The sequence below is a fragment of the Sphingomonas profundi genome, assembly GCF_009739515.1.
GTDB lineage: Bacteria > Pseudomonadota > Alphaproteobacteria > Sphingomonadales > Sphingomonadaceae > Alterirhizorhabdus > Alterirhizorhabdus profundi.
In genome coordinates, this window is record NZ_CP046535.1 from 3,224,967 (window position 1) to 3,247,627 (window position 22,661).

Here is a 22,661-nt window from a genome sequence, read left to right on the forward strand (position 1 = left end):
CGCTTACCGTGTCTATCCGGTCAGCGACGCGGGGTTGGCGCGGGCCGGAGCCGGCGCTCAGCGCCACTCCTTTAGAGAAAGGCGCAGCTTGTCCAGCGCAGCCTTCTTGATCTGGCAGACGCGCGCCGCGCCGACACCCAGCGTCTGGCCGATCTCCTCCAGGTTCATCTCCTCGACGAAGTAGAGCTGGAGCACCATCTTCTCGCGCTCCGGCAGGTCGCCGATGCGCTCGGCCAGGGCGGCGCTCAGCTCGCCCCGCTCGATGCTCACGTCCACCCGCTCCTCCACGTCGGCGAACCACATCGACTGGTCGGAATAGACCTCGTCGAGCGAATCGTGGTGGACGCTCTCGGTGGTGTCGACCAGCTCGCGATAGGCGGCCGGCTCCAGCCCCATGGCCTTTGCCATCTCGCTCTCGCTCGCGGCGCGGCCCAGGCTGTTCTCCAGCTTGGCGCGGGCGGCGTTCATCGCCTTGCGCTTGCCCATCGCCGATCGGCAGATCGTCGCGTGGCGGCGCAGGTGATCGATCATCGCGCCGCGGATCCGCATCGAGGCGTAGGTGGCGAAGGCGTGGCCGCGATCCTCGTAGCCGCCGGCCGCCTCCACCAGCGCCACCATGCCGATCTGCACCAGATCCTCGATATCGAGGGCGGTGGAGACGCGGCCGTGCACGTGCCACGCGATGCGCCGCACCAGCGGCATGTGGGCGCGGGCGAGATCCGCCGGCGACGTCCTGTCGGGCCGGCGCTTGTAGGTGGCGGGTGCCTCCTGAGCGTCAGTCAACCCCATTGCTATGCTCCAGTCCGAAGAAGCGGGAACCGCCGGGGCACGGCGGCATGTCGATGGTCTCAAACGCGTGGGCCAGCCGCAGCACGGCGGCCGACGCACGGGATTCCGGATAGGCGGCAAGGCAGGGCCGCTTGCGCATGATCGCCATGCGCATATGCTCGTCGCGCGGCAGCGAGCCCAGATAGTCGAGCTCGGACGGCAGGAAGCGCGACGCCACGTCGTGGAAGCGGCCGAACAGGTCGCGTCCGGAAACCTCGCTGTCCACCATGTTGGCGATCACCGATATCCGCGTGCAGCCATGGTCCAGCGCCAGCAGCTTCACCGTCGCATAGGCGTTCATGAAGGCGGTCGGCTCGCCCGTCAGCACCAGCAGGATGCGATCGGACATGGCGAGCAGCCGCATCGTCTGCGGCTGGATGCCGGCCGGCGGATCGACGATCAGATAGTCGAGCACGTCCGCGTGGCGGCGGAAGCCCTCCGCCAGCCGGCGGCGATCGGGCTTGGCGAGATCGGCGGCGGTGGTCGATCCGCTCGCGCCCGGCACCAGCAGCACGCCGTCCTCGGTCGGCGTGATCGCCGCGTCCAGCGGCACGCGCGCGTTCATCACGTCCTCGATCGTCGTCGGCGCGTTCACGCCGAACATGATCGCGGCGTCGGCCAGGCCGAAGTCGCAGTCGACCAGCATCGTCCGCCGGCCGGCGCGCGCCAGCGCCACCGCCAGGTTCACCGCGACGGCCGTCTTGCCGACGCCGCCCTTGCCGCTGGCCGTCACCAGCACGCGCGCCTTGCGCTCCGCCCCGGTCACGAGGTCATCTCCGCCCGGTGCGTCACCTGCGCCGCGCCGGCGCCACCGACGACGGCGACCACCTCGACCGGCTTGCCGTCCGGTATCTCCAGGAAGGAGAGCACCGGCGCTTCCGGCAGATGTGGCCGCAGCAGGCGGGCGAGCGGCCGGCGGGCCAGCGGCGAGGTGACGATGCCGAACGCCTGCGCGGCGCCCACCAGCGGCTCGGCCGCGCTGGTTACGGCGGCGACGATGCGGTTGGCAAGCGCCGGCTCGAACGGATGGGTCGCGTTCGGCCCGGCGCGCACGGCCTGCGCCAGCATCGCCTCCAGCCCCGCATCCAGCGTGATCACGGGCAGCGGCATCTTCACCGGCACCAGGCTCTGCACGATGATCGCGCCGATGCGCACGCGCACCGCCTCCACCAGCTGCACCGGATCGGCGCTCTCGCGCGCGGCCTCCACCATCGCCTCGGCGATGCGGCGGAAGTCCTTCAGCGGCACCCGCTCGGCCAGCAGCGCGCGGCACAGGCCGGCGATGTGCGCCAGGCTCAGCGGCGCGGGCGTGAGGCCGGCGACCAGCTGCGGCGCGCTCTCCTTCAGCGCGTCGAGCAGCTTCTGCGCCTCGTCCATGCCGAACAGGTCGGCGGCGGCGGCGGCGATGATCTGGTTCAGCTGCGTCGCGATCACGGTCGGCGGATCGACGACGGTGTAGCCGGCGATCACCGCCTCGGTGCGCCTGGCCGGATCGATCCACACCGCCTCCAGCCCGAAGCTCGGATCGCGCACGGCGCGGCCCTCCACCGTGCCCTCCAGCGCGCCGCTGTCGAGCGCGAGCAGGCTCTCCGGCCACGCCTCGTCCTCGGCCATCACGACGCCGGACACGGTGATGCGGTAGGTGTTGGCGCCGAGCGCGAGATTGTCGCGCACCCGCACCATCGGCACGACGAAGCCCAGCTCGCGGCTGAGCTGGCGGCGGATGCCGGTGATCCGCGCCATCAGCGGCGCGCCCTTGCGCTCGTCCACCATGCCGATCAGGCCGTAGCCCAGCTCCAGCCCGATCGCGGCGCCGTCGGACACCTCGTCCCAGCCGATCGCGGAGGATGGCGCCGCCGTCTTGTCCTCGACGGCGACCGGCTCGGCCACGACGGCCACGGCGCGCAGCTTCCAGGCGAGCAGGCCGGCGACGCCGGCGGCGGGCAGGATGATGAGGTGCGGCATGCCCGGCAGCAGGCCCAGGAAGCCCAGGATCGCCGCCACCGGCGTCCACGCCCGGGCGGAGGCGAACTGGCTGGTGATCTGGCCCGACAGGTCGAGCGGCGAGGAGACGCGGGTGACGATCGCGGCGGCGGCGATCGAGAGCACCAGCGCGGGCACCTGCGCCACCAGGGCGTCGCCGATCGCCAGCTGGATGTAGGTGGAGGCGGCGTCCGCCATCGACAGACCGTGGCTGACCACGCCGAGGATCAGGCCGCCCAGCACGTTGATGACCAGGATCAGCACGCCGGCGACGGCATCGCCCTTCACGAACTTGGAGGCGCCGTCCATCGATCCGTAGAAATCGGCTTCGGTGGCCACCTCCTGGCGGCGCTGCTTGGCGTCCTCCGGGGTCATCAGGCCGGCGTTCAGATCGGCGTCGATCGCCATCTGCTTGCCGGGCATCGCATCCAGCGTGAAGCGCGCCGACACTTCCGAAACGCGGCCCGCACCCTTGGTGATGACGACGAGGTTTATGACCATGATGATCGCGAACACGAAGATGCCGACCGCATAGTCGCCGCCAATCAGGAAGTGGCCGAACGCCTCGATCACATGGCCGGCGGCCTCCGGCCCCTCATGCCCGTCCACCAGCACGACCCGGGTGGAGGCGACGTTGAGCGACAGGCGCAGCAGCGTGGCGAACAGCAGCACGGTGGGGAAGGCGGAGAAATCGAGCGGCTTGGTGGCGTTCAGCGCCACCATCAGCACGGCCAGCGAGATCATGATGTTCAGGATGAAGCCGATGTCCAGCACCAGCGACGGCACCGGCACGACCATGAGGCCGACGAGCATCAGCGTGGCGAGCGGCAGGATCGCCCCGCGACCCGCGCTCAGCCACAGCTTCCGGTTGATCGCAGGCGTGGCCACCGCTCAGGCTCCCGCCTGGGGGTGGAGACGATCGCCGGCCGTCGGAAACATGACACCTCCCTGTTGGACGGGAGGGTTCAAAGCAATCGGCGTGCCAGTTCCGCTAGCGATCTCGACGCCGCCGTGGCGCCACGTGCCGCCTTTTACCGCGTCCGCGCGATCAGGCGACCATCAGGCCGTTGCGGCCATAGGCGTGGGCGCCGCGGGCATTGCCACCGATGGCGGTCAGCCGCTCGATCTGCCGCCGCGTGCGATCCGCCAGATAGACGGTGCGGATGCGCGCGGCCTCGGCCAGTTGCAGCGCGTGCGTCACGCGGATCACCACGTCGGGCGTGTCGCGCCAGCCGGCGACACCCTTCAGGCCGTCGATGGCGTCGGCGAAGCCGATCAGCGACTGCTCGATCGCGGCGGCCTCGTCGCCGTCCAGCGCGGAGATCAGGGCCTGCTCGCTCGCGATCAGGCGTTCCAGCACGATCACGCTCATCCGCGCGGCAGTATGTCGATGTCGATCATCCGGCTGGCGATCGCCTGGATGTCGAGATTGTAGCTGCCGTTGGCGATCGCCGCGCGCACCTTGGCCACCTTGTCGGTATCCACCGGCGGGCCGGCGCGCGCGATGTCGGCGGCCGGGTTCGGCGCCACCTCGGTCGCTGCCGGGCGCTGCTGCTTCTGCTCGACGGCAGCGGTCTTCTGAACCCCCTGCGGTTGGGTGGAAACCACCTTTCCCGTCCCCGTCGGTCCGATGCTGTTGATCATCTTTCCATCCTTCGCGCTACACGCGTCCCATTCGCTCATAGCCTTTAACGGCAGGATCGAGGATCATTTAAATCCGGGCAGACGAACCGTCGCGGCATCGACGACTTCGGCCATGATCGGCGGTTTTCTGGGGTCTCCGCGCACGCGGATGCGGTCGCCCGGGGCGCCGTCCTGCTCGGCGATCACCTGGCTGCTCACGGAAAATCCGGGCTCTCCGGCGATCAGGTCGACGGGATCGCCGCGCCGGATCACCGGGGCGGCGCGCGCGAGCGACGGCGGCGGCGCGGCGTTGCCGGTTGCCGGCAGGATTTTGCCGCCCGTTCCGCCGCGCACCAGCGGCACGCGGATGCGCCAGCCGATCTCGGCGCAGCGCAGCGCCACCGCGCCCAGCGCCGGCGGATCGATCGCCACGTCGGACGGGCAGGCGGCAAGTTTCAGCCGCCGGTCCAGCGGCACGGTGGGGCCGCCCGGCTGGCCGATGTCGGCGCCCAGCGCGATCACCAGCCTCCGCTCCAGCGCGTCGAGATTCTGGAGGCCGGCCGCCAGCGCGGGGGCCGGCAGCAGCAGCAGCGCGGCGAGCGGCAGGTGTCGGGAAAGCGTCTTCACGGGCGGACCTCTATAGATTCGCGCGTGACCCGCAAGAAGCGCGCCAACCGTGGTCGCTCAGCCGTTCGGCGTCGCGGTGATGCGGAGGGTCTGCCCGGCGGCGTGGCGATCGCCGCCCATCGCGGGGATGGAGATGGTCAGCTGCCGCTCGCTCACGCCGCCGGCGCGCACGGCGCGGCCCACGGCGGCGGCGCGGGCGGCGGCCAGCTCCCAGCCGTCCAGCCGCGCGGTCGCCGGATCGATGCCGTCGCTCACGATGAGCACGGCCGATCGCCGCGCCGCCGCCTCGCGCCCCAGCCGCGCCAGCCAGCCGGCGGCGGCGGGCGTCAGCACCGCCTCGCCCGGCTGGAACAGCGCGGTCGCCTTATAGTCGGTGCGCGCGGCGGCGGCGGCGGTGGCGCCGTCGCCGAACGCGGCGCGCATCCCCTGCGCCACGCGGCGGGGATCGCCCTTCTGCGCGTGCAGGATCACGAAGAAACCGAGCAGCAGCAGGCAGAGATCGGCGAAGCTCAGCGCCCAGCGCGGCGCGCGGGCGGCGCTCATGCCGCATCCTGCAGCACGGGCCGCAGCGGCGGGCGGATGGCGGCCGGCGACGCCAGCTCGGCGCGGGCGAGCCGCTCCAGCCGGTCGAGCGCGCGCGTCTGCCACGCGCGCTCCGCCTCGGCCAGCCGCTCCAGCCGCGCGGCGATCGGCCCGGCGATCGCGCCGGAGAGGATCACGCCGTACAGCGTCGTCAGCATCGCCAGCGCCATCGCCGGGCCGATCGCCGCGGCATCGTCCATCGCGGAGAACATGCCGATCAGGCCCACGATGGTGCCGATCATGCCCATCGCCGGCCCGGCATCGGCCATCGCCCGCCAGAAACCGGCGGCGGCATCGTGGCGGCGGCGGCGGCCCTCCAGCTCGTCCCTGGCCCACAGCGCGAAGGCATCGGCGCTGGCGGCGTCGGAGAGCTGGAAGGCGGCCCGCTTGAGGAATCGGCCGGCCGTCTCGACCCGGTCGGCGCAGGCGATGCCGCGCACCTGGGCCAGCGCCTCGATCGCGTTGACCGCGCGCACGGCGGCCTGGGCGTCGGCATCGGGATCGGCCCGCAGCATGGGGCCGAGCGCGGCGAACGCGCGGGAGACGTCGTCGCGGGTGGATCGCGCGATCGCCGCCAGCAGCGATCCGCCGCCGACGATCGCCAGCGACACGGGATCGATGAAGTGCGCGAGCTGGCCGATGGCGTCCATGCGTAAACCCCCGTTGCCGGCACCCGGCAATTCCTTGCCGCCCCCGGCAAGAGTCTGCCGGCTGGCCCCGGCGACGCCTGCCAGGGCCGCGGAAATCCGCGGATCCCGGCACTTGGCACGGCCTTTGCTGAAAAGGCTGCGGGCGCTGTCATGCAGGATAACGGCAGCGGCGCGACGATCTTTAGCGGACGGGACGAAGACATGAGCGGCGTGGCGGATCAACTCTTCGGGATGCACGGCAACGCGCTGGCCCTGCGCAGCCAGCGTCTCGCCCTCCTCGCCTCCAACATCGCGAACGCGGCGACGCCCGGCTACAAGGCGCGCGACATCGACTTCGCCAAGGCGCTGGACGCCGCCAACCAGGGCTCGACGGTGGACAAGGCCGCCGGCGACGCGCTCGGCTATCGCGTGCCGCTCGAACCCTCGCTCGACGGCAACACGGTGGAGCTCTCCACCGAGCAGACGATCTTCGCGGAGAATGCGGTGCAGTACCGCACCACCCTCTCCTTCCTCGAAGGTCGCATCAACACCGTCATGCAAGCGCTGAAGGGAGAATAAGCGCCATGTCCGGCCCCATGTCGGTGTTCGATATCGCCGGCCGCGCCATGTCGGCGCAGCTCGTGCGGCTGAACACCACCGCCTCCAACCTCGCCAATGCCGGCTCCGTCTCGGGCACCGAAGCGGGCGCCTTCCGCGCGATGAAGCCGGTCTTCGGCGTCGTCACCGATCAGCCGGGCGTCGCCACGGTGAAGGTCGATCGCATCGATACCAGCCAGGTCGCCCCCACCAAGCGCCACGATCCGGCGCATCCGCTGGCCGACAAGGACGGCAACGTCTGGGAGGCCAGCGTCGATAGCGCCGCGGAGATGGTCGAGATGATCGAGACATCGCGCCAGTACCAGAACAACGTCCAGGTTCTGCAGACGGCGAAGACGCTCACCCTGGACACGCTGAGGCTCGGCAAATGACCGTCACGAACAACACCGCCACGCTCGCGCTGCCGGGCACCACCACAGTCGGCACGGCCACCGTCAAGAGCGCCAAGAGCAGCACGCTCGACCAGCAGGCGTTCCTGAAGCTGATGACCACCCAGCTGAAGACGCAGGATCCGTTCGCCCCCGTCGACAGCACCCAGATGGTGGCGCAGATGGCGCAATTCTCGTCCGTCGCCGGCATCTCGGAGATGAACACCAGCCTCAAGGCGATCGCCAGCGACATCGCCGGATCGCGCGTGGGCGATGCCGCCAGCTGGATCGGCCGCTCGGCGCTGGTCGCCTCCGATACCGCGACGCCGCTGAACGACGGCTTCTACGCCGGAGAGGTCAGCCTGCCGTCGGCCGCCGGCAACGTGGGCGTCAGCCTGATCGACGCCAACGGCAACACGGTGAAGGAGATCGCGCTCGGCGCGCAGGCCGCCGGCAGCGTTCCCTTCTCGTGGGACGGCAAGGCGGCGGACGGCAGCGTCGCCGCCACCGGCCCGCTCAAGGTGGTCGTCACCGCCGCCGGCAAGGATGGCCTGGTCCGCGCCACCACCTCCACGTGGGCCGGCATCTCGGCCGTGCAGTCGCCGGCCGGCGGCGCCACCCGGCTCGTCACCCCCCTCGGCCTCATCGCTCCCGCCGACGCCCAGCGCCTCGGCTGACCCCACCCCCAGCGTTCACCCAGGAGTTCGTTGCCATGTCCTTCTACACCTCGCTCTCCGGCCTCAAGGCGGCCCAGACCGATCTGTCCGTCATCTCGAACAACGTCGCCAACGTCAGCTCCACCGGCTTCAAGAAGAGCCGCGCGGACTTCGGCGATCTCGTCTCCTCCTCGGCGCTCCAGTCCTCCAACGTGGCGGGCCAGGGTGCGCGGCTGAAATCGATCAACCAGCAGTTCGGCCAGGGCGGCTTCACCTCGTCGGAGCGCGCGCTCGATCTCGCGATCAGCGGCCAGGGCTTCTTCGTGACCAGCGGCGCGCAGACCGGCGGCGAGATCAGCTACACCCGCAACGGCGCCTTCGGCGTGGATGCGGAACGCTACGTCACCGATTCGCGCGGCAACTATCTCCAGGTGCTGCCGGTGGACAGCAGCGGCGGCGTCACCGCCACCGGCCTCGCCGCCACGCAGAGCCTGCAGGTGCCGCTCACCTCGGGCGACGCCAAGGCGACGACCAAGCTCGACCTGAAGATCCAGCTGCCGACCGCGGCCGACCTGCCGGCCAACCGCGCAGTCTATCAGAGCCCGAACAGCTACTCGTTCGATCGCTACGATCCGAACAGCTACAATTACTCGCAGCAGACGACGGTGTACGACGCCAGCGGCGCCGCCCAGCCCGCCACGATCTACTATACCCGCACGTCCGCGCCCGGCGATACCGGCACCGACAGCACGTGGGAGGCCCGCCTGTTCATCGGCAACACCGAGGCGAGCGCCAGCCAGACCAACGGCGTCGGCACCGTGCCGCCGGAGCCGCTGACCCTCACCTTCGGCGCGGACGGCGTGCTGACCGCGCCGACCGGCCCGGTCAGCTTCGGCGGCGCGCTGCCGTCCGGCGCCAGCGCGCCGATCTCGCTCACGCTGGATTACGGCGCCGAGAGCAAGCAGACCGCCGGCACCTTCAACGTCGCCTCGCTGACGCAGGACGGCCATGAGGCGGGCCAGCTCAGCAACGTGTCGGTCGGCCTCGACGGGCTCGTCTCGGCGACCTACTCGAACGGCACCAGCCAGAAGCTCGGCAAGGTCGTGATCGCCAATTTCGCCAACCCCGCCGGCCTGCGCCAGATGGGCGACGCGAGCTGGGGCGCGAGCGGCGACAGCGGCGACCCGATCGTGGGCGAGGCGTCCACCGGCGGCGCCGGCGTGATCCAGTCGGGCGCGCTGGAGCAGGCGAACGTCGACATAACGGAGGAGCTGGTCGCGCTGATCGCGGCGCAGCGCAACTTCCAGGCGAACGCCAAGGCGATCGAGACCGCCAACACCCTCACCCAGACGATCATCCAGACCAACTGATCGGGCTGACCGGCAAGACACTGGCAGGACATAAGGCATGGACCGGCTGATCCACACCGCCCTCTCCGCCATGCGCGGCGCGATGGCACGGCAGGCGACGACGGCGAACAACCTCGCCAACGCCAACACCGCGGGCTTCCGCGCCGAGATGGCGAACGTGCGGCCGCTGTGGATCACCGGCGAGGGCTTCGGCAGCCGCGCGCCGGCATCCGAGGAAGTCACCGCCGCCGACATGACCGCCGGCAGCGTCACCGCCACCGGCCGCGACCTGGACGTCGCGATCCACGGCGACGGCCTGCTCGGCGTCCAGTCCGACGACGGCGAGGAAGCCTATACCCGGCGCGGCGACCTCTCCGTCTCCGACAGCGGCCTGCTCGTCACCGGCGACGGCCACCCCGTGCTCGGCGACAGCGGGCCGATCACCCTGCCGCCCTATGACAAGATCACGATCGCCGACGATGGCGCCATCTCGATCGTGCCGCAGGGCGCCGATCCCGCCGCCGAGCCCCAGCTCGTCGACCGGCTGAAGATCGCCTCGCCGGCCGGATCGCGCATCGTCAAGGCGCTGGACGGCCTGTTCCGCGTGGAGGGCGGCGGCACCCTGCCGTCCGATCCCTCCGCCAAGGTGACGTCGGGCAGCATCGAGGGCTCGAACGTCAACACCAGCCAGGCGCTGGTCGACATGATCGACGCCAGCCGCTCGTGGGATACGCAGGTGCGCCTGCTGACCACCGCCAAGGATCTCGACAGCGCCTCGGCCGATCTGATGCGCCTGCCGGACTGATTGGCACGCACCTTGCTGCAATAGCCGCATCCAAACCGCGAAAGCTGAAGCCACCATGACGAACGCCGCCCTCCACGTCGCCCGCACCGGCCTCGATGCGCAGAACGAGCGCATGCGCGTGATCGCGAACAACCTCGCGAACGTGAACACCACCGGCTTCAAGCGCGATCGCGCGAGCTTCGAGACGCTCGCCTATCAGGCGATGCAGTCGCCGGGCGCGCCCTCCAGCGGCGACAACAAATATGCCACCGGCCTGTCGCTCGGCTCGGGCGTCCACATCGCCGCCACCGAGCGGATCGACACGCAGGGCACGCTGCAGACGACCGACAACGCGCTCGATCTCGCGATCGAGGGCAACGGCTTCTTCCAGGTGCAGATGCCGGACGGATCGACCGGCTACACCCGCGCCGGCAACTTCACCCTCTCGGCCGAGGGCACCGTCGTCACGTCGGACGGCAAGCCGCTGATCCCGCAGATCCAGGTGCCGGAAGGCGCCACCAAGGTGACGATCGGCGCGGACGGCACCGTCTCGGCGGTCGCCGCCGGCGCGACCGAGGCGACCGAGCTCGGCAAGATCGAGACGGCGCGCTTCGCCAACCCGATCGGGCTGGAGGCGATCGGCAACAACGTGCTGAAGGAGACCGCCGCCAGCGGCGCGCCGCAGGTGGGCGAGGCCGGCCTCGATGGTCGCGGCAGCATCCGCCAGGGCAGCCTCGAAGGCTCCAACGTCAACGTCGTCGAGGAACTCGTCGACATGATCGAGACGCAGCGCGCCTACGAGGTCAACTCGAAGATGATCAAGGCGACCGACGAGATGCTGCAATATGTCAACCAGCAGATGTGAGGCGGCCGGTGCGTAACCCCGATCCCCTGCGCATCCTGGTGGCGATCGCGATGGCCGGCGCCGTGGCCGTCTCGCTCCACGCGCCGCCGGCCGAGGCGCGCCGGCGCGAGCCGAAGCCGGACTTCACGCCGGCCTATGCCGAACCCGCGCAGCCGGTGATCGCCGACGGCGCGATCTTCCACGCGGTCAACGGCTACGCCCCGCTCACCAGCGGCCAGCGCGCCGCCTCGGTCGGCGACGTGCTGACGATCCTGCTGGTCGAGCGCACCCAGGCGAGCAAGAGCAGCACCGCCTCCACCGATCGCAACGGCAATATCGGCATCAAGCCGCCCACCACCGGTCCGCTCTCGCTGTTCGACGCCAGCGACGCGGCCGTCGGCGCCACCAGCACCTTCGCCGGCAAGGGCGCCGCCGCCCAGTCGAACAACCTCTCGGGCGAGATCAGCGTGACGGTGCAGGCGGTCTATCCGAACGGCACGATGCTGGTGCGCGGGCAGAAGCTGCTGACGCTCAACCGCGGCGACGAGAACATCCAGCTCTCCGGCATCGTCCGCGCCGCCGACATCAGCCCGGACAATCGCGTGCTCTCCACCCGCGTCGCCGATGCCCGCATCGCCTATGCCGGCAAGGGCGACGTGGCGCGCGCCTCCAAGCCCGGCTGGCTCAGCCACTTCTTCTCCATCCTCAGCCCGTTCTGAGGGTGACGCCCCGCCGCCGCTCCGCCCGCCCCTTTCCGCCAGGATATTCGATGATCCGCCACGTCGCCCTGCTCGCCTCCGTCCTGCTCGGATCACTGTTCGCAGCACCCGCCTCGGCCGAGCGGATCAAGGATCTCGGCACGTTCCAGGGCGTGCGCTCCAACCAGCTGACCGGCTACGGCCTCGTCATCGGCCTGGCCGGTACGGGCGACGACAGCCTCGATTACGCCACTCTCGGCATGAAGGGCGCCGTCTCCCGCTTCGGGCTGAACCTGCCGGCCGGCGTCAACCCGGCGCTGAAGAACGCCGCCGCCGTGATGGTGACGGCCGATCTGCCGGCCTTCGCCAAGCCCGGCCAGAAGCTGGACATCACCGTGTCGGCGATCGGCAAGGCCAAGTCGCTGCGCGGCGGCACGCTGGTGATGATGCCGCTGAACGGCGCGGACGGGCAGATCTACGCGATGGCGCAGGGCAACCTCGCGGTCGGCGGCCTCGGCATCGACGCGGCCGACGGATCGAAGCTCACCGTCAACATCCCCACCTCCGGCCGCATCCCCGGCGGCGCCACGGTGGAGCGCGCGGTGGACGCGGGCTTCGCCTCCTCCCCCACGCTGCTGTTCAACCTCGCCGAGGCGGATCTGACGACCGTCGGCCGCGTGGCGAACGCGATCAACCTGTCGGTGGGCGCCGGCCGCGCCCATGTCGTCGATGCCGTCTCCGTCGCCATCACGGCGCCTGCCGGTGCCGAGAACCGCACCCTGCTGATGGCGCAGATCGAGAATCTGCCGGTCGATCCGGCCGATGCCCCCGCCCGCGTGATCGTCAACGCCCGCACCGGCACCGTCGTCATCAACGGCGCCGTCCGCATCGCCCCCGCCGCCGTCACCCACGGCAAGCTGACCGTGAAGGTGGACGAGAAGCCGACGATCGTTCAGCCCGCCCCCTTCTCCAACGGCCGCACCGCCGTGGAGCCGAACAGCAACATCGCGGTGGAGGAGGAGCGTCGGCCGATGTTCAACTTCCGCCCGGGCGCCAGCCTGGCCGACATCGTCAAGGCGGTGAACGCCATCGGCGCGTCGCCCGCCGATCTGGTCGCCATCCTGGAGGCGCTGAAGCAGGCCGGCGCGATGAAGGCCGATCTGGTGATCCTGTGACGACCGGCCCGATCCTGCCGCCCGCCGCTACGCGCGCAGCCGCCGCCACGGCCGCCAATCCGGCCGAGCGCGCGCAGATGCAGAAGGTCGCCAAGCAGTTCGAGGCGGTGTTCCTACGCCAGATGATGGGTTCGATGCGCCAGGCCGATCTGGCCGAGGGCGTGTTCGATTCCAGCGCCACCGGCCAGTTCCGCGACATGGCCGACGCCAAGACGGCGGAGAGCATGGCCGAGACCGGCGGCTTCGGCATCGCCGAACTGCTGATGCGGCAGTACGACAAGGCACATGATGACAAGACGCGCGGGGGAAATGCGACGGACGGGAGTAAAGTCGTAACCACGCCTGCCGTAGACTCGGGCACATGACCGACCTTCTCAGCATCGGCGCCTCCGGCATCTCGGCCTATCGATCGGCCCTGTCAGTCGTCGGCGACAATGTCGCCAACGCCGAGACGGACGGCTATTCGCGCCGCACGATCACCCTCACCCAGTCGATCGCGTCGTTCGGCTCCGATCCGCTGTCGATCAACCGCGCGACGGCCGGCGGGATCACGCAGGGGACGGTGGTGCGCGCGTGGGACGATTTCCGCGCCAGCGAATCGCGCGTCTCCCAGGCCGATGCCGGCAGCGCCGAGACGCGCACGCGCTGGCTGAGCAACATCGAGACGGCGCTGGACGACGGCGAGACCGGCGCCGGCGTGGCGCTGACCGCCTTCTACACCAGCGCCGAGAAACTGTCCGCCGATCCCGGCGGCACCTCCCCCCGCGGCGGCTTCATGAGCGCACTCGGCGAGGCGGCGGCGACGATCCGCACCAGCGCCGATGCGCTCTCCCGCGCGGCGCAGGGCATCTCCGCCGAAGCCGGCGAGGCGACGCGCGCGCTCGACACCAGCCTCCAGTCGCTCGCCCGCGTCAACGAGGCGATGAAGCGGGCGGCGCCCGGCTCGGCTGCGGCCACCAACCTGGCGGACACGCGCGACCAGCTGCTCGACGACATCTCGAAGAAGGTCGGCATCGACGTGTCGCTCAGTCCGCGCGGCGCGGCCACGGTGACGCTCGCCGGCAGCAGCGACGTGACGCTCGTCGACGGCAACGCCGCCGCCGAGGTCTCGCTGCGCACCGCCACCGACGGCCGCCTGTCGCTCAGCCTCACGCTGCGCGGCGAGCTGAAGGCCGTGCAGCCGACCGGCGGCACCCTGGCCGGGCTGATCGACGTCGCCGCCACCACCGCCGGCCGGCGCGCCGATCTCGATGCCATCGCGCAGGATTTCGCGAAGTCGGTCAACGATTTCCAGGCGCGCGGCCGCACCCCCGCAGGCACCGCCGGCGCGAACCTGCTGGTGGCGGACGCCGGCGCCGCGGGCCTGCGGCTCCTCACCGACAACGGCTCGGCGATCGCCGCTGCCTCCACCGACGGCGTCGCCAACGGCAATCTCGCCAGCCTGCAGGCCAGCCGCGAGGGCGGCGCCGAGACGCGCCTGGCCGCCATCGTCACCGCCCACGCACTCGTCGTCTCCTCGGCCAAGTCGGAGGCTGCCGCCGCCACCACCCGCCGCGACAACGCCTTCGCCGCGCGCGACGAGGTCGGCGGCGTCGATCTGGATCGCGAGGCGGCGGAGCTGCTGCGCTACCAGCAGGCCTATTCCGGATCGGCCAAGCTGATCCAGATCGCCCGCGAGACGTTGCAAGACGTCCTCAACCTGTTCTGAGGAAGCCTCGATGATCGGCGCCACCCGCTTCCGCCTCACCGCGGAGATCAACCGCCAGAGCAGGCTCGCCAGCGACATCGCGCGGGCGCAGAGCGACATTTCCAGCGAGAAGCGCCTCCGCACCGCCTCCGACGATCCGAGCGCGTCCGCCCGCGTCGCCGACATCCGCCGCAAGCAGGCGAACGAGACGGCCTGGGCATCGAACGTGGACACCGCCGCCGCCGTCGCGACCAACGCCGATACCACGCTGAAGCTGGTTTCCACCGGCCTCGATCGCGCGCGCGAGCTGGTGCTCGCCGGCAGCTCGGCCGGCGCCAGCGCCAACGATCGCGCCTCCTACGCGGCCGAACTGCGCGGCATCGTCGGCGATCTGGCCGGCTATTCGGCGCAGACCGACTCGCGCGGCCTGCCCATCTTCCCGGACGATACGCCGCTCGCGATCCCGATCGGACGCGGCATATCGGTGGCGGCCACCGTCTCCCGCGCGGATGCGTTCGGCAACGTCGCCACCGCCGATGGCACGCGCGACCTCGCCTCGATCCTCACCGCCGCCGCCGATGCCATCGCCGCACCGGACGGCGCCGCCCGCACCGCCGCCCTCGCCACGTCGGTGCGGGACATCGCGGCGGCCACCAGCCACGTCGCCGATATCCATGCCGATCAGGGCCGCCGCGCCGCCCAGCTCGATACCGCGCGCGATCGCCTGGCCGATTCGGCGGTGACGCTGGAGGACGAGCGCGGCGCGCTGGAAGGCACCGACATCACCGCGACTGTCGCCCGCCTCCAAGCCAAGCTGACGACCCTGGAAGCCGCCCAGGCCGCCTTCGCCCGCATCAGCAAGCAGACCCTGTTCGACGTTCTGGGCTGAGGCCGTCGCTTACCCCGCCGAACGGCGGCACGGCCGACGCCGCGCGCCCTTCAGCGATCGCGGCGACCGCACGCGCCCTGGTGCTTAAAGTGGCAGCGGCCCTCACCTTAATTCCCCGGCAAGCATAAACCCCGCCGCCCCGCGCCGTTACCATGTTCGGGGCGCCACCACGGGCCAGTTGGCGATGCCGCCCCGCCTTGGACCTTCATGGGGGTATTGAGATGTTTGCTGCGATCGGTCTCGTCGTGCTGCTCGGCATGGTGTTCGGCGGCTTCGCCATCACCGGCGGCGATCTGGAGCCGGTGCTGCACGCCATCCCGCACGAGATGCTCATCATCGGCGGCGCCGCCATCGGCGCCGTCGTCGCCGGCAACTCGATGAAGGAGATCAAGCAGTTCGCCGGCGGCTTCGCCAAGGTGTTCAAGGGGCCGACCTACAAGAAGAAGGACTTCCTCGACGTCATCTTCCTCGTCAGCTCGCTGATGAAGATGCTGCGCACCGATGGCCCCGTCGCGCTGGAGGCGCATGTCGAGGATCCGAAATCCTCAACCGTGTTCGCCGAATATCCGAAGCTGCTGAAGGACAGCGCGCTCGTCCACCTCATCACCGATACGCTGCGGCTCGTCGTCGTCTCCTCGGGCACGCTCGATCCGATGGCGGTGGAGGACGTGATGGACAATTCGCTGAAGACCCACCACCACGATGCCATCCGCCCGGCGGACATGCTGCAGAACATGGCCGATGCGCTGCCCGCGCTGGGCATCGTCGCGGCCGTGCTCGGCGTGGTGAAGACGATGGGCTCGATCGACCAGCCGCCCGCCATCCTCGGCGCGATGATCGGCTCGGCGCTGGTCGGCACCTTCCTCGGCATCCTGCTCGCCTACGGCATCTTCGGCCCGTTCGCCGGCCGCTGCCGCCAGGTGATCGAGAGCGACGCGGCGATCTACCAGGTCGTCAAGCAGATCATCATCGCCAGTCTCAACGGCCACCCGCTGCCGCTGGTGATCGAGGCCGCCCGCTCCGGCATCAGCCACTCGAACCAGCCGGCCTTCGCCGACGTGTTCGACGGCATGCGCGGCCGCTGATCCGATGGCGAGCAAGGCGGCCGCCCCGGCCAAGCGGGGCAAGAACGAGCCGGAACCCCGGCCCATCATCGTCAAGAAGATCATCGCGGAAGCGCATGGCGGCCACCATGGCGGCGCCTGGAAGGTGGCCTATGCCGATTTCGTGACGGCGATGATGGCCTTCTTCCTGCTGATGTGGATCCTGGGCGCCACCACCGAGAAGCAGCGCAAGGGCATCGCCGACTATTTCGCGCCCACCCTGGTCGAGATGAAGCAGAAGAGCGCCGGCTCGAACGGCCCGTTCGGCGGCGATTCGATCATGGCCAAGGACAATTACCCCCACAAGGCGGCGCAGACCGGCACCAAGACCCTCACCATCCCCAAGGATGCGACGGGCGGCGAGAAGGAGGCGGAAGGCGCCAAGCAGAAGGACCGCGTCCGCTTCGTGGCGGTGAAGGCCAAGATCGTCGAGGCGATGCGGAAGGACAAGGGCCTCGCCCGCTTCCTCAAGAACGTGCGCTTCACCGACACGCGTGAGGGGCTGCGCATCGATCTGGTCGACCAGTCCGATTTCGCGATGTTCGGCGTGGGCGGCACCGGCCTGCTGCCGGATGCGCGCCGGCTGATGGGCGAGGTGGCCAAGGTGATCGCGGCCGTGCCCAACGACGTGATCGTGCGCGGCCACACCGATGCGCTGCCCTATGCGGCGGGCCGATCGACCAACAACTGGTCGCTTTCCAGCGCCCGGGCGGAGGCGACGCGCGCCGGCCTGGCCGATGCCGGCGTGCCCGCCGCCCGCTTCGCCCGGATCGAGGGCGTCGCCGATCGCGAGCCTTACGTGCCCGGCGACATCTACGATCCCCGCAACCGCCGCATGTCGATCACGCTGAAGTGGAGCGGACCCGATGCGGGCGCCAGCGAGGGTGCCGGCGAGGCGGCGACCCCGCATGCGGACGTGCCGCCGTTCGCCAGGGAGGCAAGCGCGGAGCCCCGTCCGGCGCACTGATCCGCCCGGCAGAACGGGATCAGCGCCGCCGGCGGGGCGTTGGGGCGATCGCATGGTTCATCATGAGGTCGCCCCGATGCGTTTCGCTCTTTCCCTCGCCGCCGTCGCGACGCTCGCCGGCAGCGCCGTCGCCGCGCCCCCCGCCCCGAACTGGACGAAGGGCAGGCCGATCGAGATCAGCATCAGCAACGATCGCTTCACGCCATCGACGATCACGCTGCGGCGCGGTGCTCAATACATCCTGCGCATCCACAACCGATCGGATCGCAAGCACAACTTCTCCGCGCCGCACTTCTTCACGGAAGCCCGCGTGTCGCCGCGCGACTCGGGCTGGGTGACGGACGACAAGGTGGATCTGGCGGCCGGCCGGAGCGCCACGCTGCACATCGTCGCCCCGGACACGCCGCATGCGGAATATGCGTTCCGCAGCACCAACCTGCTGGACGCGGCCGCGAATATGAAGGGCCGCATCGTGGTGCGTTAGGCCACCCGCCTACTCCCGCGCCGCGCGCAGCGCCGCGCCGGCGGCGAAGGGGGCGCCGGCCACCAGCAGCAGCGAGGCGGCGGCCAGCAGCTTCAGCGCGCCGGCGCCCTGCCCGCCCAGCGCGCCCGCGCCGAAGATCAGGATCGGCACCGCCAGCGGCAGCATCACCAGCCCCGCCAGCGCCCCCGCCCCGCGCAGGCCCAGGGTCAGCGCACTCGTCGTCAGCGCCAGTGCGGCGAGGCCGGGCGTGCCGATGGCGAGGCCGGCCTCCAGCCGCAGCAGCGTGCCGCCGTCCAGCTTCAGCAGGGCCGCCGCCGGCAGCGCCGCCACCATCAGCGGCGGCCCGAAGCTCAGCCAGTGCGCCGCCAGCTTCGCCGCCGCCACCGATTCCTCGGGCGTGCCGCGCACGGCGAACTGATCGAGCACGCCCGCCTCGGCATCGGGCGCGATCAGCCGGTCGACCGGCAGCAGCGCCGCCAGCAGCGCCGCCATCCACAGCGCGCCGCCGCCGGCCTTCGCCAGCAGCGCGCCATCCGGCCCCACCGCGAACGGAAACAGGGTGGCGACGAGCAGGAAGAAGATCAGCGGCAGCGCGCCGCCGCCGCCCTCGAAGGCGCGGCGCAGGTCGCGCCACAGGATCAGCGCCAGGATCCTCATGCCAGCGCGATCGGCCGCGCGTCGGACAGGCCAAGCGGCTGGTGCGTCGCCGCCACGATGATGCCGCCGGTCGCCCGGTGCGCCGCCATCGCCGCCGCCAGCCGATCGAGCGAGGCGCGATCCAGCCCGTTGCCCGGCTCGTCCAGCAGCCAGATGCGGGCCGCCCCGGCGATCACCCGCGCCAGGGTGGCGCGCCGGGCCTGTCCGGTCGAGAGCATCCGCACCGGCACCTCGGCGATGGCGGCCAGGTCCACCGCCGCCAGCGCCGCGTCCACCGCCGCGATCGGCCGCCCATCGATCGCCGCCCAGTGGCCCAGCGCCGCGCGCAGTGACAGGTTGCGGTCGAGCGCGTGCGTTTCGTTCGCCAGCGCCACGCCGCCCGCCCGCGCGACGCGCCCGGCCGCCGGGGTCAGCAGCCCCGCCGCCAGCCGCAGCAGGCTCGATTTGCCGACGCCGTTCGGCCCCGTCACCAGCGCCGCCTCGCCGGCGGCCAGGGCGAAGCTCACCCCCTCGAACAGCAGCCGCTGCCCGCGCAGGCACGCCACCCGCTCGAACGCCAGCGCCGCCCCGCTCACGCGGCGGCCTCCTCCAGCGCATGCATGTCCGCGTCGGACAGGCCGAAATGGTGGCCCACCTCGTGGATCAGCACATGCGCCACCAGCGCCTCCAGCGCGACGCCGGTCTCCGCCCACTCGTCGATCAGCGGGCGGCGGTAGAGGTGGATCATGTCGGGCATGGCGCCATGATCCATCACCGATTTCTCGCCAACCGGCCGCCCGGTGTAGAGGCCGGTCAGCTCGAAGGCATCCTCGAACCCCATCTCGGCCAGCACGTCCTCGTCGGCGAACTCCTCGACGCGCAGCACGATCTCGCCCAGATGCGCGCGGAAGGCGGCGGGCAGCCGCGCCAGCGTGGCGCGCGCCAGCCGCTCGATCGTCGCGGCGTCGGGGGCGAAGGTTTCGGCCACTCCATTCGTCCTTCCAGAGCGGTCGCAAGGCAGGTGGAATCACCTGCCGCTCCGACAACCGCGGCAAACAACCGACCGGAGCGGTTCCACACAGGTGGAAACCGCTCTAGGGTCCGGCGCCATGCTGTAGGCATAGCGGACCAACGACGCCAGCGACGGACGATGCGATGATCGAAGCCCTGACCGAGGAGGAGCGCGCCGACGCGCTGGATGGCCTGGAGGACTGGGACTATGACGATGCGCGCGACGCGATCGCCCGCCGCTTCGTCTTCGCCGACTTTCCCGAAGCCTTCTCGTTCATGACGCGGGTGGCGCTGCTGGCCGAGAAGATGGACCATCATCCCGAGTGGACCAACGTGTGGAACCGCGTCGACATCGTGCTCACCACCCACGATGCCGGCGGCCTCTCCACCCGCGACATCGTGCTGGCCGAAGCCATCGACGCGCTGGCCGGGTGAGCGGTCCGGCCGTCCGCTTCGAGGGTGTGGCGAAGCATTATGGCGGTGTGGCCGCAGTGGCGGGCGTCTCCGCCGAGGTCGCCGGCGGCAGCTTCGTGGCGCTGGTCGGCGCGTCGGGATCGGGCAAGTCCACCCTGCTGAAGACAGTCAACCGGCTGGTGGAGCCCGATGCCGGCCGCGTGACGATCGACGGCGAGGATGTCGCCGCCGGCGCCGCCCCGGCGCTGAGACGGCGGATCGGCTACGCCTTCCAGCATGTCGGCCTGTTCCCGCACATGAGCGTGGCGGAGAATATCGCGATCGTGCCGCGCCTGGCCGGCGGCCCGCCGGCGGACGTGGCGGCGCTGCTCGATCAGGTCGGCCTCGCCGCCGATCACGCGCGGCGCATGCCGGCGCAGCTCTCCGGCGGGCAGCGGCAGCGCGTCGGCGTGGCACGGGCGCTGGCCGGCGGCGCCACGCTGATGCTGCTGGACGAGCCGTTCGGTGCGCTCGATCCGGTCACGCGCGACCGGCTGTGCGAGACGTACCGCGCATTGCACGACCGGCTCGGCCTCACCACCCTGATGGTGACGCACGACATGGCCGAGGCGCTGCTGATGGCCGATCGCATCCTGGTGATGGCGCGTGGCGCGCTCGTCGCCGATGCGCTGCCAGCGGCCATGCTGGCGGGCACGGCCGGCGCCGAGGCCGCCGCCCTGGTGGACGTGCCCCGCCGCCAGGCCGAGCGGCTGCGGGCTCTGGCCGAGTGAGCCGCCCCGCGATCGCGCGCCGCCCCGCCGGTGGTGTCGTTCCCCCGCCCCGATCCCCCCGTCATCCCGGACTTGATCCGGGATCCATGGACGGCGGTGCGCGGACGACACCCGGCGCTGGCTCACGACACCCGGACCCGACATATCCAGTCGCTCGGACGCTGCCCTGTGCGGATCGAGCTACGGGCCTCCGCCTGTGCCGCAGCGACGGGGAGGTGGCGGATGGTTGCGAGTGTCCGGCCAGCTTCTCGGGTGCGCCTTGTCCGTGGATCCCGGCTTTCGCCGGGACGACCTTAGGGGGTGCGGCGAGTGTGGCCTGCCCCGCCGCGATGCGAGGCCGGCCGTGATCCCCGCCGCCTACGCCGATGCGGTCGGCCAGCTGCCCGCCTTGTTCGCCGCGCACGTGCTGCTCTCGTCGGCGGCGCTGGCCGCGGCGCTGGCAGTCGGGCTGCCGCTCGCGCTCGCCGCCGCGCGGCGGCCGCGGCTGCGGCAGGTCTCGCTCGGCATCGCCAGCCTCGTCCAGACGATCCCCGGCCTCGCCTTGCTGGCCCTGTTCTACCCGCTGCTGCTCGGCCTGTCGGCGCTGGTCGGCGGCGGCATACCGGCGCTCGGCTTCCTGCCATCGCTGCTGGCGCTGGCGCTCTACGCGCTGCTGCCGATCCTGCGGAACACGATCGCCGGCCTGTCCGCCATCGATCCGGCGGTGATCGAGGCGGCCGACGGCGTCGGCATGACGCCGCGGCAGAGGCTGCGGCTGGTCGAGATACCGCTCGCCGCGCCCGTCGCCATGGCCGGCATCCGCACAGCCGCCGTCTGGACGATCGGCGCGGCGACGCTCGCCACCACCGTCGGCCAGCCGAGCCTCGGCAACCTCATCTTCGCCGGCTTGCAGACGGAGACGATCGCGCTCGTCGTCTCCGGCTGCCTCGCCGCCGCCGCACTCGCGCTGCTGGTGGATGCGCTGCTCGGCCTGGCCGAGAACGGCATCGCCACGCGGCGGCGCTGGCGCGTCGTGCTGCCGCTGGCGGTGCTCGGCCTGGGCGTCGGCGCCGCCGCCCTGCCCGCGCTCGCACCCCGTCGGGCCGAGGTGGTGATCGGCGCGAAGAACTTCTCCGAGCAGTATATCCTCGCCCGGCTGATCGGCCACCGGCTGGAAGCGGCCGGCTATGCGGTGCGCTACAAGGAGGGGCTCGGCTCGGTGGTCGCCTACCGCGCGCTCACCGGAGGGGACATCGACGTCTACGTCGATTATTCGGGCACCTTGTGGACGACGCTGATGGCGCGCGCCGACACGCCGCCGCGCGGGCCGATGATCGCCGGCATCGCCGCCTGGATGCGGGCGGGCGCCGGCACCCGTCTGGTCGGCCCGCTCGGCTTCGAGAATGCCTATGCGCTGGCGATGGGCGAGCGCGCGGCGGCCGACGCGGGGGTCCGCTCGATCGCCGATCTCGCCGCCGTCGCGCCGCGGCTGCGGCTTGCCGCCGATCTCGAATTCCTCGACCGGCCGGAGTGGCGGGCGGTGCGCGACGCCTATCGCCTGCGCTTCGCCGAGACGCGCGCCTACAGCCCCACCTTCATGTACCGCGCGCTCGCCTCCGGCCGGGCGGACGTGATCGCCGCCTTCTCGTCCGACGGCCGCATCGCGGCGGACCGGCTGACGGTGCTCGCCGATCCCCGCCACGCCCTGCCCGGCTATGACGCGCTGCTGCTGGCCAGCCCGGCCCGCGCCCGCGACGCCCGTTTCATCGCCGCGCTGCGCCCGCTGATCGGCGCGATCCCGGTGACGGCGATGCGCGAGGCGAACTACATGGTCGATCGCGAGACGGGCAAGTCGACGCCGGACGACGCCGCACGCTGGCTGGATAGCCGGATCGCGCGCCGGGAAGCGACGCCCTGACCCGCGCCGCCGCGACGATCGCGAGATCGCTTCCCGGCG

The 22,661-nt window shown here is 71.3% G+C and carries 28 protein-coding genes; 17 read left to right on the forward strand and 11 right to left on the reverse strand.

Annotation, left to right across the window (positions count from 1 at the left end; genetic code table 11):
• Positions 1 to 57 precede the first annotated feature (57 nt).
• The 8 genes from GNT64_RS15485 to GNT64_RS15515 form a co-directional block, all read right to left on the reverse strand.
• Positions 58 to 789 (reverse strand): sigma-70 family RNA polymerase sigma factor, encoded by a 732-nt coding sequence (locus GNT64_RS15485; protein ID WP_156680342.1) that lies wholly within the window; start codon positions 787 to 789, stop codon positions 58 to 60.
• A complete protein-coding gene (locus GNT64_RS21575; RefSeq protein ID WP_197277020.1) occupies positions 776 to 1,594 on the reverse strand; it encodes a P-loop NTPase in 819 nt (272 codons plus the stop codon). Before GNT64_RS21575 ends, GNT64_RS15485 begins: the two co-directional genes overlap by 14 nt.
• Positions 1,591 to 3,624, reverse strand: coding sequence for a flagellar biosynthesis protein FlhA (flhA, locus tag GNT64_RS21580; protein ID WP_422396641.1), 2,034 nt, complete (start codon positions 3,622 to 3,624; stop codon positions 1,591 to 1,593). The genes GNT64_RS21575 and flhA overlap by 4 nt, the downstream gene beginning before the upstream one ends.
• A 235-nt stretch (positions 3,625 to 3,859) precedes the next feature.
• Positions 3,860 to 4,183: a hypothetical protein gene (locus tag GNT64_RS15495; protein WP_156680344.1), complete on the reverse strand. Its 324-nt coding sequence runs from the start codon at positions 4,181 to 4,183 to the stop codon at positions 3,860 to 3,862.
• Positions 4,180 to 4,455 (reverse strand): flagellar biosynthesis anti-sigma factor FlgM, encoded by a 276-nt coding sequence (gene flgM / locus GNT64_RS15500; RefSeq protein ID WP_156680345.1) that lies wholly within the window; start codon positions 4,453 to 4,455, stop codon positions 4,180 to 4,182. The genes GNT64_RS15495 and flgM overlap by 4 nt, the downstream gene beginning before the upstream one ends.
• A 63-nt stretch (positions 4,456 to 4,518) precedes the next feature.
• On the reverse strand, positions 4,519 to 5,061 hold the full coding sequence (locus tag GNT64_RS15505; RefSeq protein ID WP_231639040.1) for a flagella basal body P-ring formation protein FlgA: 543 nt from the start codon (positions 5,059 to 5,061) through the stop codon (positions 4,519 to 4,521).
• 57 nt (positions 5,062 to 5,118) lie between these two features.
• Positions 5,119 to 5,604 (reverse strand): flagellar motor protein MotB, encoded by a 486-nt coding sequence (locus tag GNT64_RS15510; protein ID WP_156680346.1) that lies wholly within the window; start codon positions 5,602 to 5,604, stop codon positions 5,119 to 5,121.
• Positions 5,601 to 6,293 carry a motility protein A gene (locus tag GNT64_RS15515; RefSeq protein WP_156680347.1) on the reverse strand — a complete coding sequence of 231 codons (693 nt, stop codon included), beginning with the start codon at positions 6,291 to 6,293 and terminating at the stop codon, positions 5,601 to 5,603. The genes GNT64_RS15510 and GNT64_RS15515 overlap by 4 nt, the downstream gene beginning before the upstream one ends.
• A gap of 201 nt (positions 6,294 to 6,494) precedes the next feature.
• Here GNT64_RS15515 and flgB point away from each other — a divergent pair, with 201 nt between their 5' ends.
• The 14 genes from flgB to GNT64_RS15585 all read left to right on the forward strand — a co-directional run bounded on the left by flgB (position 6,495) and on the right by GNT64_RS15585 (position 17,894).
• The gene (gene flgB / locus GNT64_RS15520; RefSeq protein WP_156680348.1) at positions 6,495 to 6,851 is read left to right on the forward strand and encodes a flagellar basal body rod protein FlgB; all 357 of its coding nucleotides are present in this window, start codon (positions 6,495 to 6,497) and stop codon (positions 6,849 to 6,851) included.
• 5 nt (positions 6,852 to 6,856) lie between these two features.
• Complete coding sequence (gene flgC / locus GNT64_RS15525; protein WP_231639041.1) at positions 6,857 to 7,261, forward strand: flagellar basal body rod protein FlgC; 405 nt, start codon at positions 6,857 to 6,859, stop codon at positions 7,259 to 7,261.
• On the forward strand, positions 7,258 to 7,935 hold the full coding sequence (locus tag GNT64_RS15530) for a flagellar hook assembly protein FlgD (RefSeq protein ID WP_156680349.1): 678 nt from the start codon (positions 7,258 to 7,260) through the stop codon (positions 7,933 to 7,935). Before flgC ends, GNT64_RS15530 begins: the two co-directional genes overlap by 4 nt.
• Positions 7,936 to 7,970: 35 nt before the next feature.
• Positions 7,971 to 9,284, forward strand: a complete 1,314-nt coding sequence (locus GNT64_RS15535) for a flagellar hook protein FlgE (RefSeq protein WP_156680350.1) — start codon at positions 7,971 to 7,973, stop codon at positions 9,282 to 9,284.
• 37 nt (positions 9,285 to 9,321) lie between these two features.
• Entirely contained in the window at positions 9,322 to 10,068 is a 747-nt protein-coding gene (gene flgF, locus GNT64_RS15540; RefSeq protein ID WP_156680351.1) for a flagellar basal-body rod protein FlgF, read from the forward strand.
• 55 nt (positions 10,069 to 10,123) lie between these two features.
• The gene (flgG, locus tag GNT64_RS15545) at positions 10,124 to 10,912 is read left to right on the forward strand and encodes a flagellar basal-body rod protein FlgG (RefSeq protein WP_156680352.1); all 789 of its coding nucleotides are present in this window, start codon (positions 10,124 to 10,126) and stop codon (positions 10,910 to 10,912) included.
• 50 nt (positions 10,913 to 10,962) lie between these two features.
• Positions 10,963 to 11,610, forward strand: coding sequence for a flagellar basal body L-ring protein FlgH (locus GNT64_RS15550; RefSeq protein WP_156681684.1), 648 nt, complete (start codon positions 10,963 to 10,965; stop codon positions 11,608 to 11,610).
• A gap of 50 nt (positions 11,611 to 11,660) precedes the next feature.
• The gene (locus GNT64_RS15555; RefSeq protein WP_156680353.1) at positions 11,661 to 12,764 is read left to right on the forward strand and encodes a flagellar basal body P-ring protein FlgI; all 1,104 of its coding nucleotides are present in this window, start codon (positions 11,661 to 11,663) and stop codon (positions 12,762 to 12,764) included.
• Positions 12,765 to 12,841: 77 nt separating this feature from the next.
• Positions 12,842 to 13,129, forward strand: coding sequence for a rod-binding protein (locus tag GNT64_RS15560; RefSeq protein ID WP_156681685.1), 288 nt, complete (start codon positions 12,842 to 12,844; stop codon positions 13,127 to 13,129).
• Positions 13,126 to 14,472 carry a flagellar hook-associated protein FlgK gene (gene flgK, locus GNT64_RS15565; protein ID WP_156680354.1) on the forward strand — a complete coding sequence of 449 codons (1,347 nt, stop codon included), beginning with the start codon at positions 13,126 to 13,128 and terminating at the stop codon, positions 14,470 to 14,472. The genes GNT64_RS15560 and flgK overlap by 4 nt, the downstream gene beginning before the upstream one ends.
• 10 nt (positions 14,473 to 14,482) lie before the next feature.
• On the forward strand, positions 14,483 to 15,340 hold the full coding sequence (locus GNT64_RS15570; protein ID WP_156680355.1) for a flagellin: 858 nt from the start codon (positions 14,483 to 14,485) through the stop codon (positions 15,338 to 15,340).
• A 221-nt stretch (positions 15,341 to 15,561) separates the two neighbouring features.
• Complete coding sequence (gene motA, locus GNT64_RS15575; RefSeq protein WP_156680356.1) at positions 15,562 to 16,425, forward strand: flagellar motor stator protein MotA; 864 nt, start codon at positions 15,562 to 15,564, stop codon at positions 16,423 to 16,425.
• A gap of 4 nt (positions 16,426 to 16,429) precedes the next feature.
• Positions 16,430 to 17,410 carry a flagellar motor protein MotB gene (locus tag GNT64_RS15580; protein WP_156680357.1) on the forward strand — a complete coding sequence of 327 codons (981 nt, stop codon included), beginning with the start codon at positions 16,430 to 16,432 and terminating at the stop codon, positions 17,408 to 17,410.
• A gap of 76 nt (positions 17,411 to 17,486) precedes the next feature.
• Positions 17,487 to 17,894, forward strand: a complete 408-nt coding sequence (locus GNT64_RS15585; protein ID WP_197277022.1) for a cupredoxin domain-containing protein — start codon at positions 17,487 to 17,489, stop codon at positions 17,892 to 17,894.
• A gap of 9 nt (positions 17,895 to 17,903) precedes the next feature.
• Here GNT64_RS15585 and GNT64_RS15590 read toward each other — a convergent pair whose 3' ends face one another.
• Genes GNT64_RS15590 through GNT64_RS15600 form a run of 3 tightly spaced genes read right to left on the reverse strand, consistent with a single transcriptional unit; the run spans position 17,904 to position 19,518 of the window.
• Positions 17,904 to 18,551, reverse strand: coding sequence for a heme exporter protein CcmB (locus tag GNT64_RS15590; RefSeq protein WP_156680359.1), 648 nt, complete (start codon positions 18,549 to 18,551; stop codon positions 17,904 to 17,906).
• Positions 18,548 to 19,126 carry a heme ABC exporter ATP-binding protein CcmA gene (gene ccmA / locus GNT64_RS15595; RefSeq protein WP_156680360.1) on the reverse strand — a complete coding sequence of 193 codons (579 nt, stop codon included), beginning with the start codon at positions 19,124 to 19,126 and terminating at the stop codon, positions 18,548 to 18,550. The genes GNT64_RS15590 and ccmA overlap by 4 nt, the downstream gene beginning before the upstream one ends.
• Entirely contained in the window at positions 19,123 to 19,518 is a 396-nt protein-coding gene (locus GNT64_RS15600; RefSeq protein WP_197277023.1) for a metallopeptidase family protein, read from the reverse strand. The genes ccmA and GNT64_RS15600 overlap by 4 nt, the downstream gene beginning before the upstream one ends.
• A gap of 167 nt (positions 19,519 to 19,685) precedes the next feature.
• Here GNT64_RS15600 and GNT64_RS15605 point away from each other — a divergent pair, with 167 nt between their 5' ends.
• The 3 genes from GNT64_RS15605 (at position 19,686) to GNT64_RS15615 (ending at position 22,622) form a co-directional block, all read left to right on the forward strand.
• Positions 19,686 to 19,976: a 4a-hydroxytetrahydrobiopterin dehydratase gene (locus GNT64_RS15605; RefSeq protein WP_156680361.1), complete on the forward strand. Its 291-nt coding sequence runs from the start codon at positions 19,686 to 19,688 to the stop codon at positions 19,974 to 19,976.
• Complete coding sequence (locus GNT64_RS15610) at positions 19,973 to 20,725, forward strand: ATP-binding cassette domain-containing protein (RefSeq protein ID WP_156680362.1); 753 nt, start codon at positions 19,973 to 19,975, stop codon at positions 20,723 to 20,725. Before GNT64_RS15605 ends, GNT64_RS15610 begins: the two co-directional genes overlap by 4 nt.
• Before the next feature lie 346 nt (positions 20,726 to 21,071).
• The gene (locus GNT64_RS15615) at positions 21,072 to 22,622 is read left to right on the forward strand and encodes an ABC transporter permease/substrate-binding protein (protein ID WP_156681687.1); all 1,551 of its coding nucleotides are present in this window, start codon (positions 21,072 to 21,074) and stop codon (positions 22,620 to 22,622) included.
• The last annotated feature ends 39 nt before the right edge of the window (positions 22,623 to 22,661 follow it).

Excerpts from the sequence above, each read along its gene's own strand:
- GNT64_RS15580 (WP_156680357.1), top strand. The coding sequence starts at position 16,430 with ATGGCGAGCAAGGCGGCCGCCCCGGCCAAGCGGGGCAAGAACGAGCCG.
- GNT64_RS15485 (WP_156680342.1), bottom strand. The coding sequence starts at position 789 with ATGGGGTTGACTGACGCTCAGGAGGCACCCGCCACCTACAAGCGCCGG.
- GNT64_RS15515 (WP_156680347.1), bottom strand. The coding sequence starts at position 6,293 with ATGGACGCCATCGGCCAGCTCGCGCACTTCATCGATCCCGTGTCGCTG.
- GNT64_RS15510 (WP_156680346.1), bottom strand. The coding sequence starts at position 5,604 with ATGAGCGCCGCCCGCGCGCCGCGCTGGGCGCTGAGCTTCGCCGATCTC.
- GNT64_RS15535 (WP_156680350.1), top strand. The coding sequence starts at position 7,971 with ATGTCCTTCTACACCTCGCTCTCCGGCCTCAAGGCGGCCCAGACCGAT.
- flgK (WP_156680354.1), top strand. The coding sequence starts at position 13,126 with ATGACCGACCTTCTCAGCATCGGCGCCTCCGGCATCTCGGCCTATCGA.
- flgB (WP_156680348.1), top strand. The coding sequence starts at position 6,495 with ATGAGCGGCGTGGCGGATCAACTCTTCGGGATGCACGGCAACGCGCTG.
- flgF (WP_156680351.1), top strand. The coding sequence starts at position 9,322 with ATGGACCGGCTGATCCACACCGCCCTCTCCGCCATGCGCGGCGCGATG.
- flgM (WP_156680345.1), bottom strand. The coding sequence starts at position 4,455 with ATGATCAACAGCATCGGACCGACGGGGACGGGAAAGGTGGTTTCCACC.
- GNT64_RS15530 (WP_156680349.1), top strand. The coding sequence starts at position 7,258 with ATGACCGTCACGAACAACACCGCCACGCTCGCGCTGCCGGGCACCACC.
- flhA (WP_422396641.1), bottom strand. The coding sequence starts at position 3,624 with ATGCTCGTCGGCCTCATGGTCGTGCCGGTGCCGTCGCTGGTGCTGGAC.
- GNT64_RS15585 (WP_197277022.1), top strand. The coding sequence starts at position 17,487 with ATGCGTTTCGCTCTTTCCCTCGCCGCCGTCGCGACGCTCGCCGGCAGC.
- GNT64_RS15560 (WP_156681685.1), top strand. The coding sequence starts at position 12,842 with ATGCAGAAGGTCGCCAAGCAGTTCGAGGCGGTGTTCCTACGCCAGATG.
- flgG (WP_156680352.1), top strand. The coding sequence starts at position 10,124 with ATGACGAACGCCGCCCTCCACGTCGCCCGCACCGGCCTCGATGCGCAG.
- GNT64_RS15550 (WP_156681684.1), top strand. The coding sequence starts at position 10,963 with ATGGCCGGCGCCGTGGCCGTCTCGCTCCACGCGCCGCCGGCCGAGGCG.
- flgC (WP_231639041.1), top strand. The coding sequence starts at position 6,857 with ATGTCCGGCCCCATGTCGGTGTTCGATATCGCCGGCCGCGCCATGTCG.
- motA (WP_156680356.1), top strand. The coding sequence starts at position 15,562 with ATGTTTGCTGCGATCGGTCTCGTCGTGCTGCTCGGCATGGTGTTCGGC.
- GNT64_RS15570 (WP_156680355.1), top strand. The coding sequence starts at position 14,483 with ATGATCGGCGCCACCCGCTTCCGCCTCACCGCGGAGATCAACCGCCAG.
- GNT64_RS15555 (WP_156680353.1), top strand. The coding sequence starts at position 11,661 with ATGATCCGCCACGTCGCCCTGCTCGCCTCCGTCCTGCTCGGATCACTG.
- GNT64_RS15605 (WP_156680361.1), top strand. The coding sequence starts at position 19,686 with ATGATCGAAGCCCTGACCGAGGAGGAGCGCGCCGACGCGCTGGATGGC.
- GNT64_RS15495 (WP_156680344.1), bottom strand. The coding sequence starts at position 4,183 with ATGAGCGTGATCGTGCTGGAACGCCTGATCGCGAGCGAGCAGGCCCTG.
- GNT64_RS15590 (WP_156680359.1), bottom strand. The coding sequence starts at position 18,551 with ATGAGGATCCTGGCGCTGATCCTGTGGCGCGACCTGCGCCGCGCCTTC.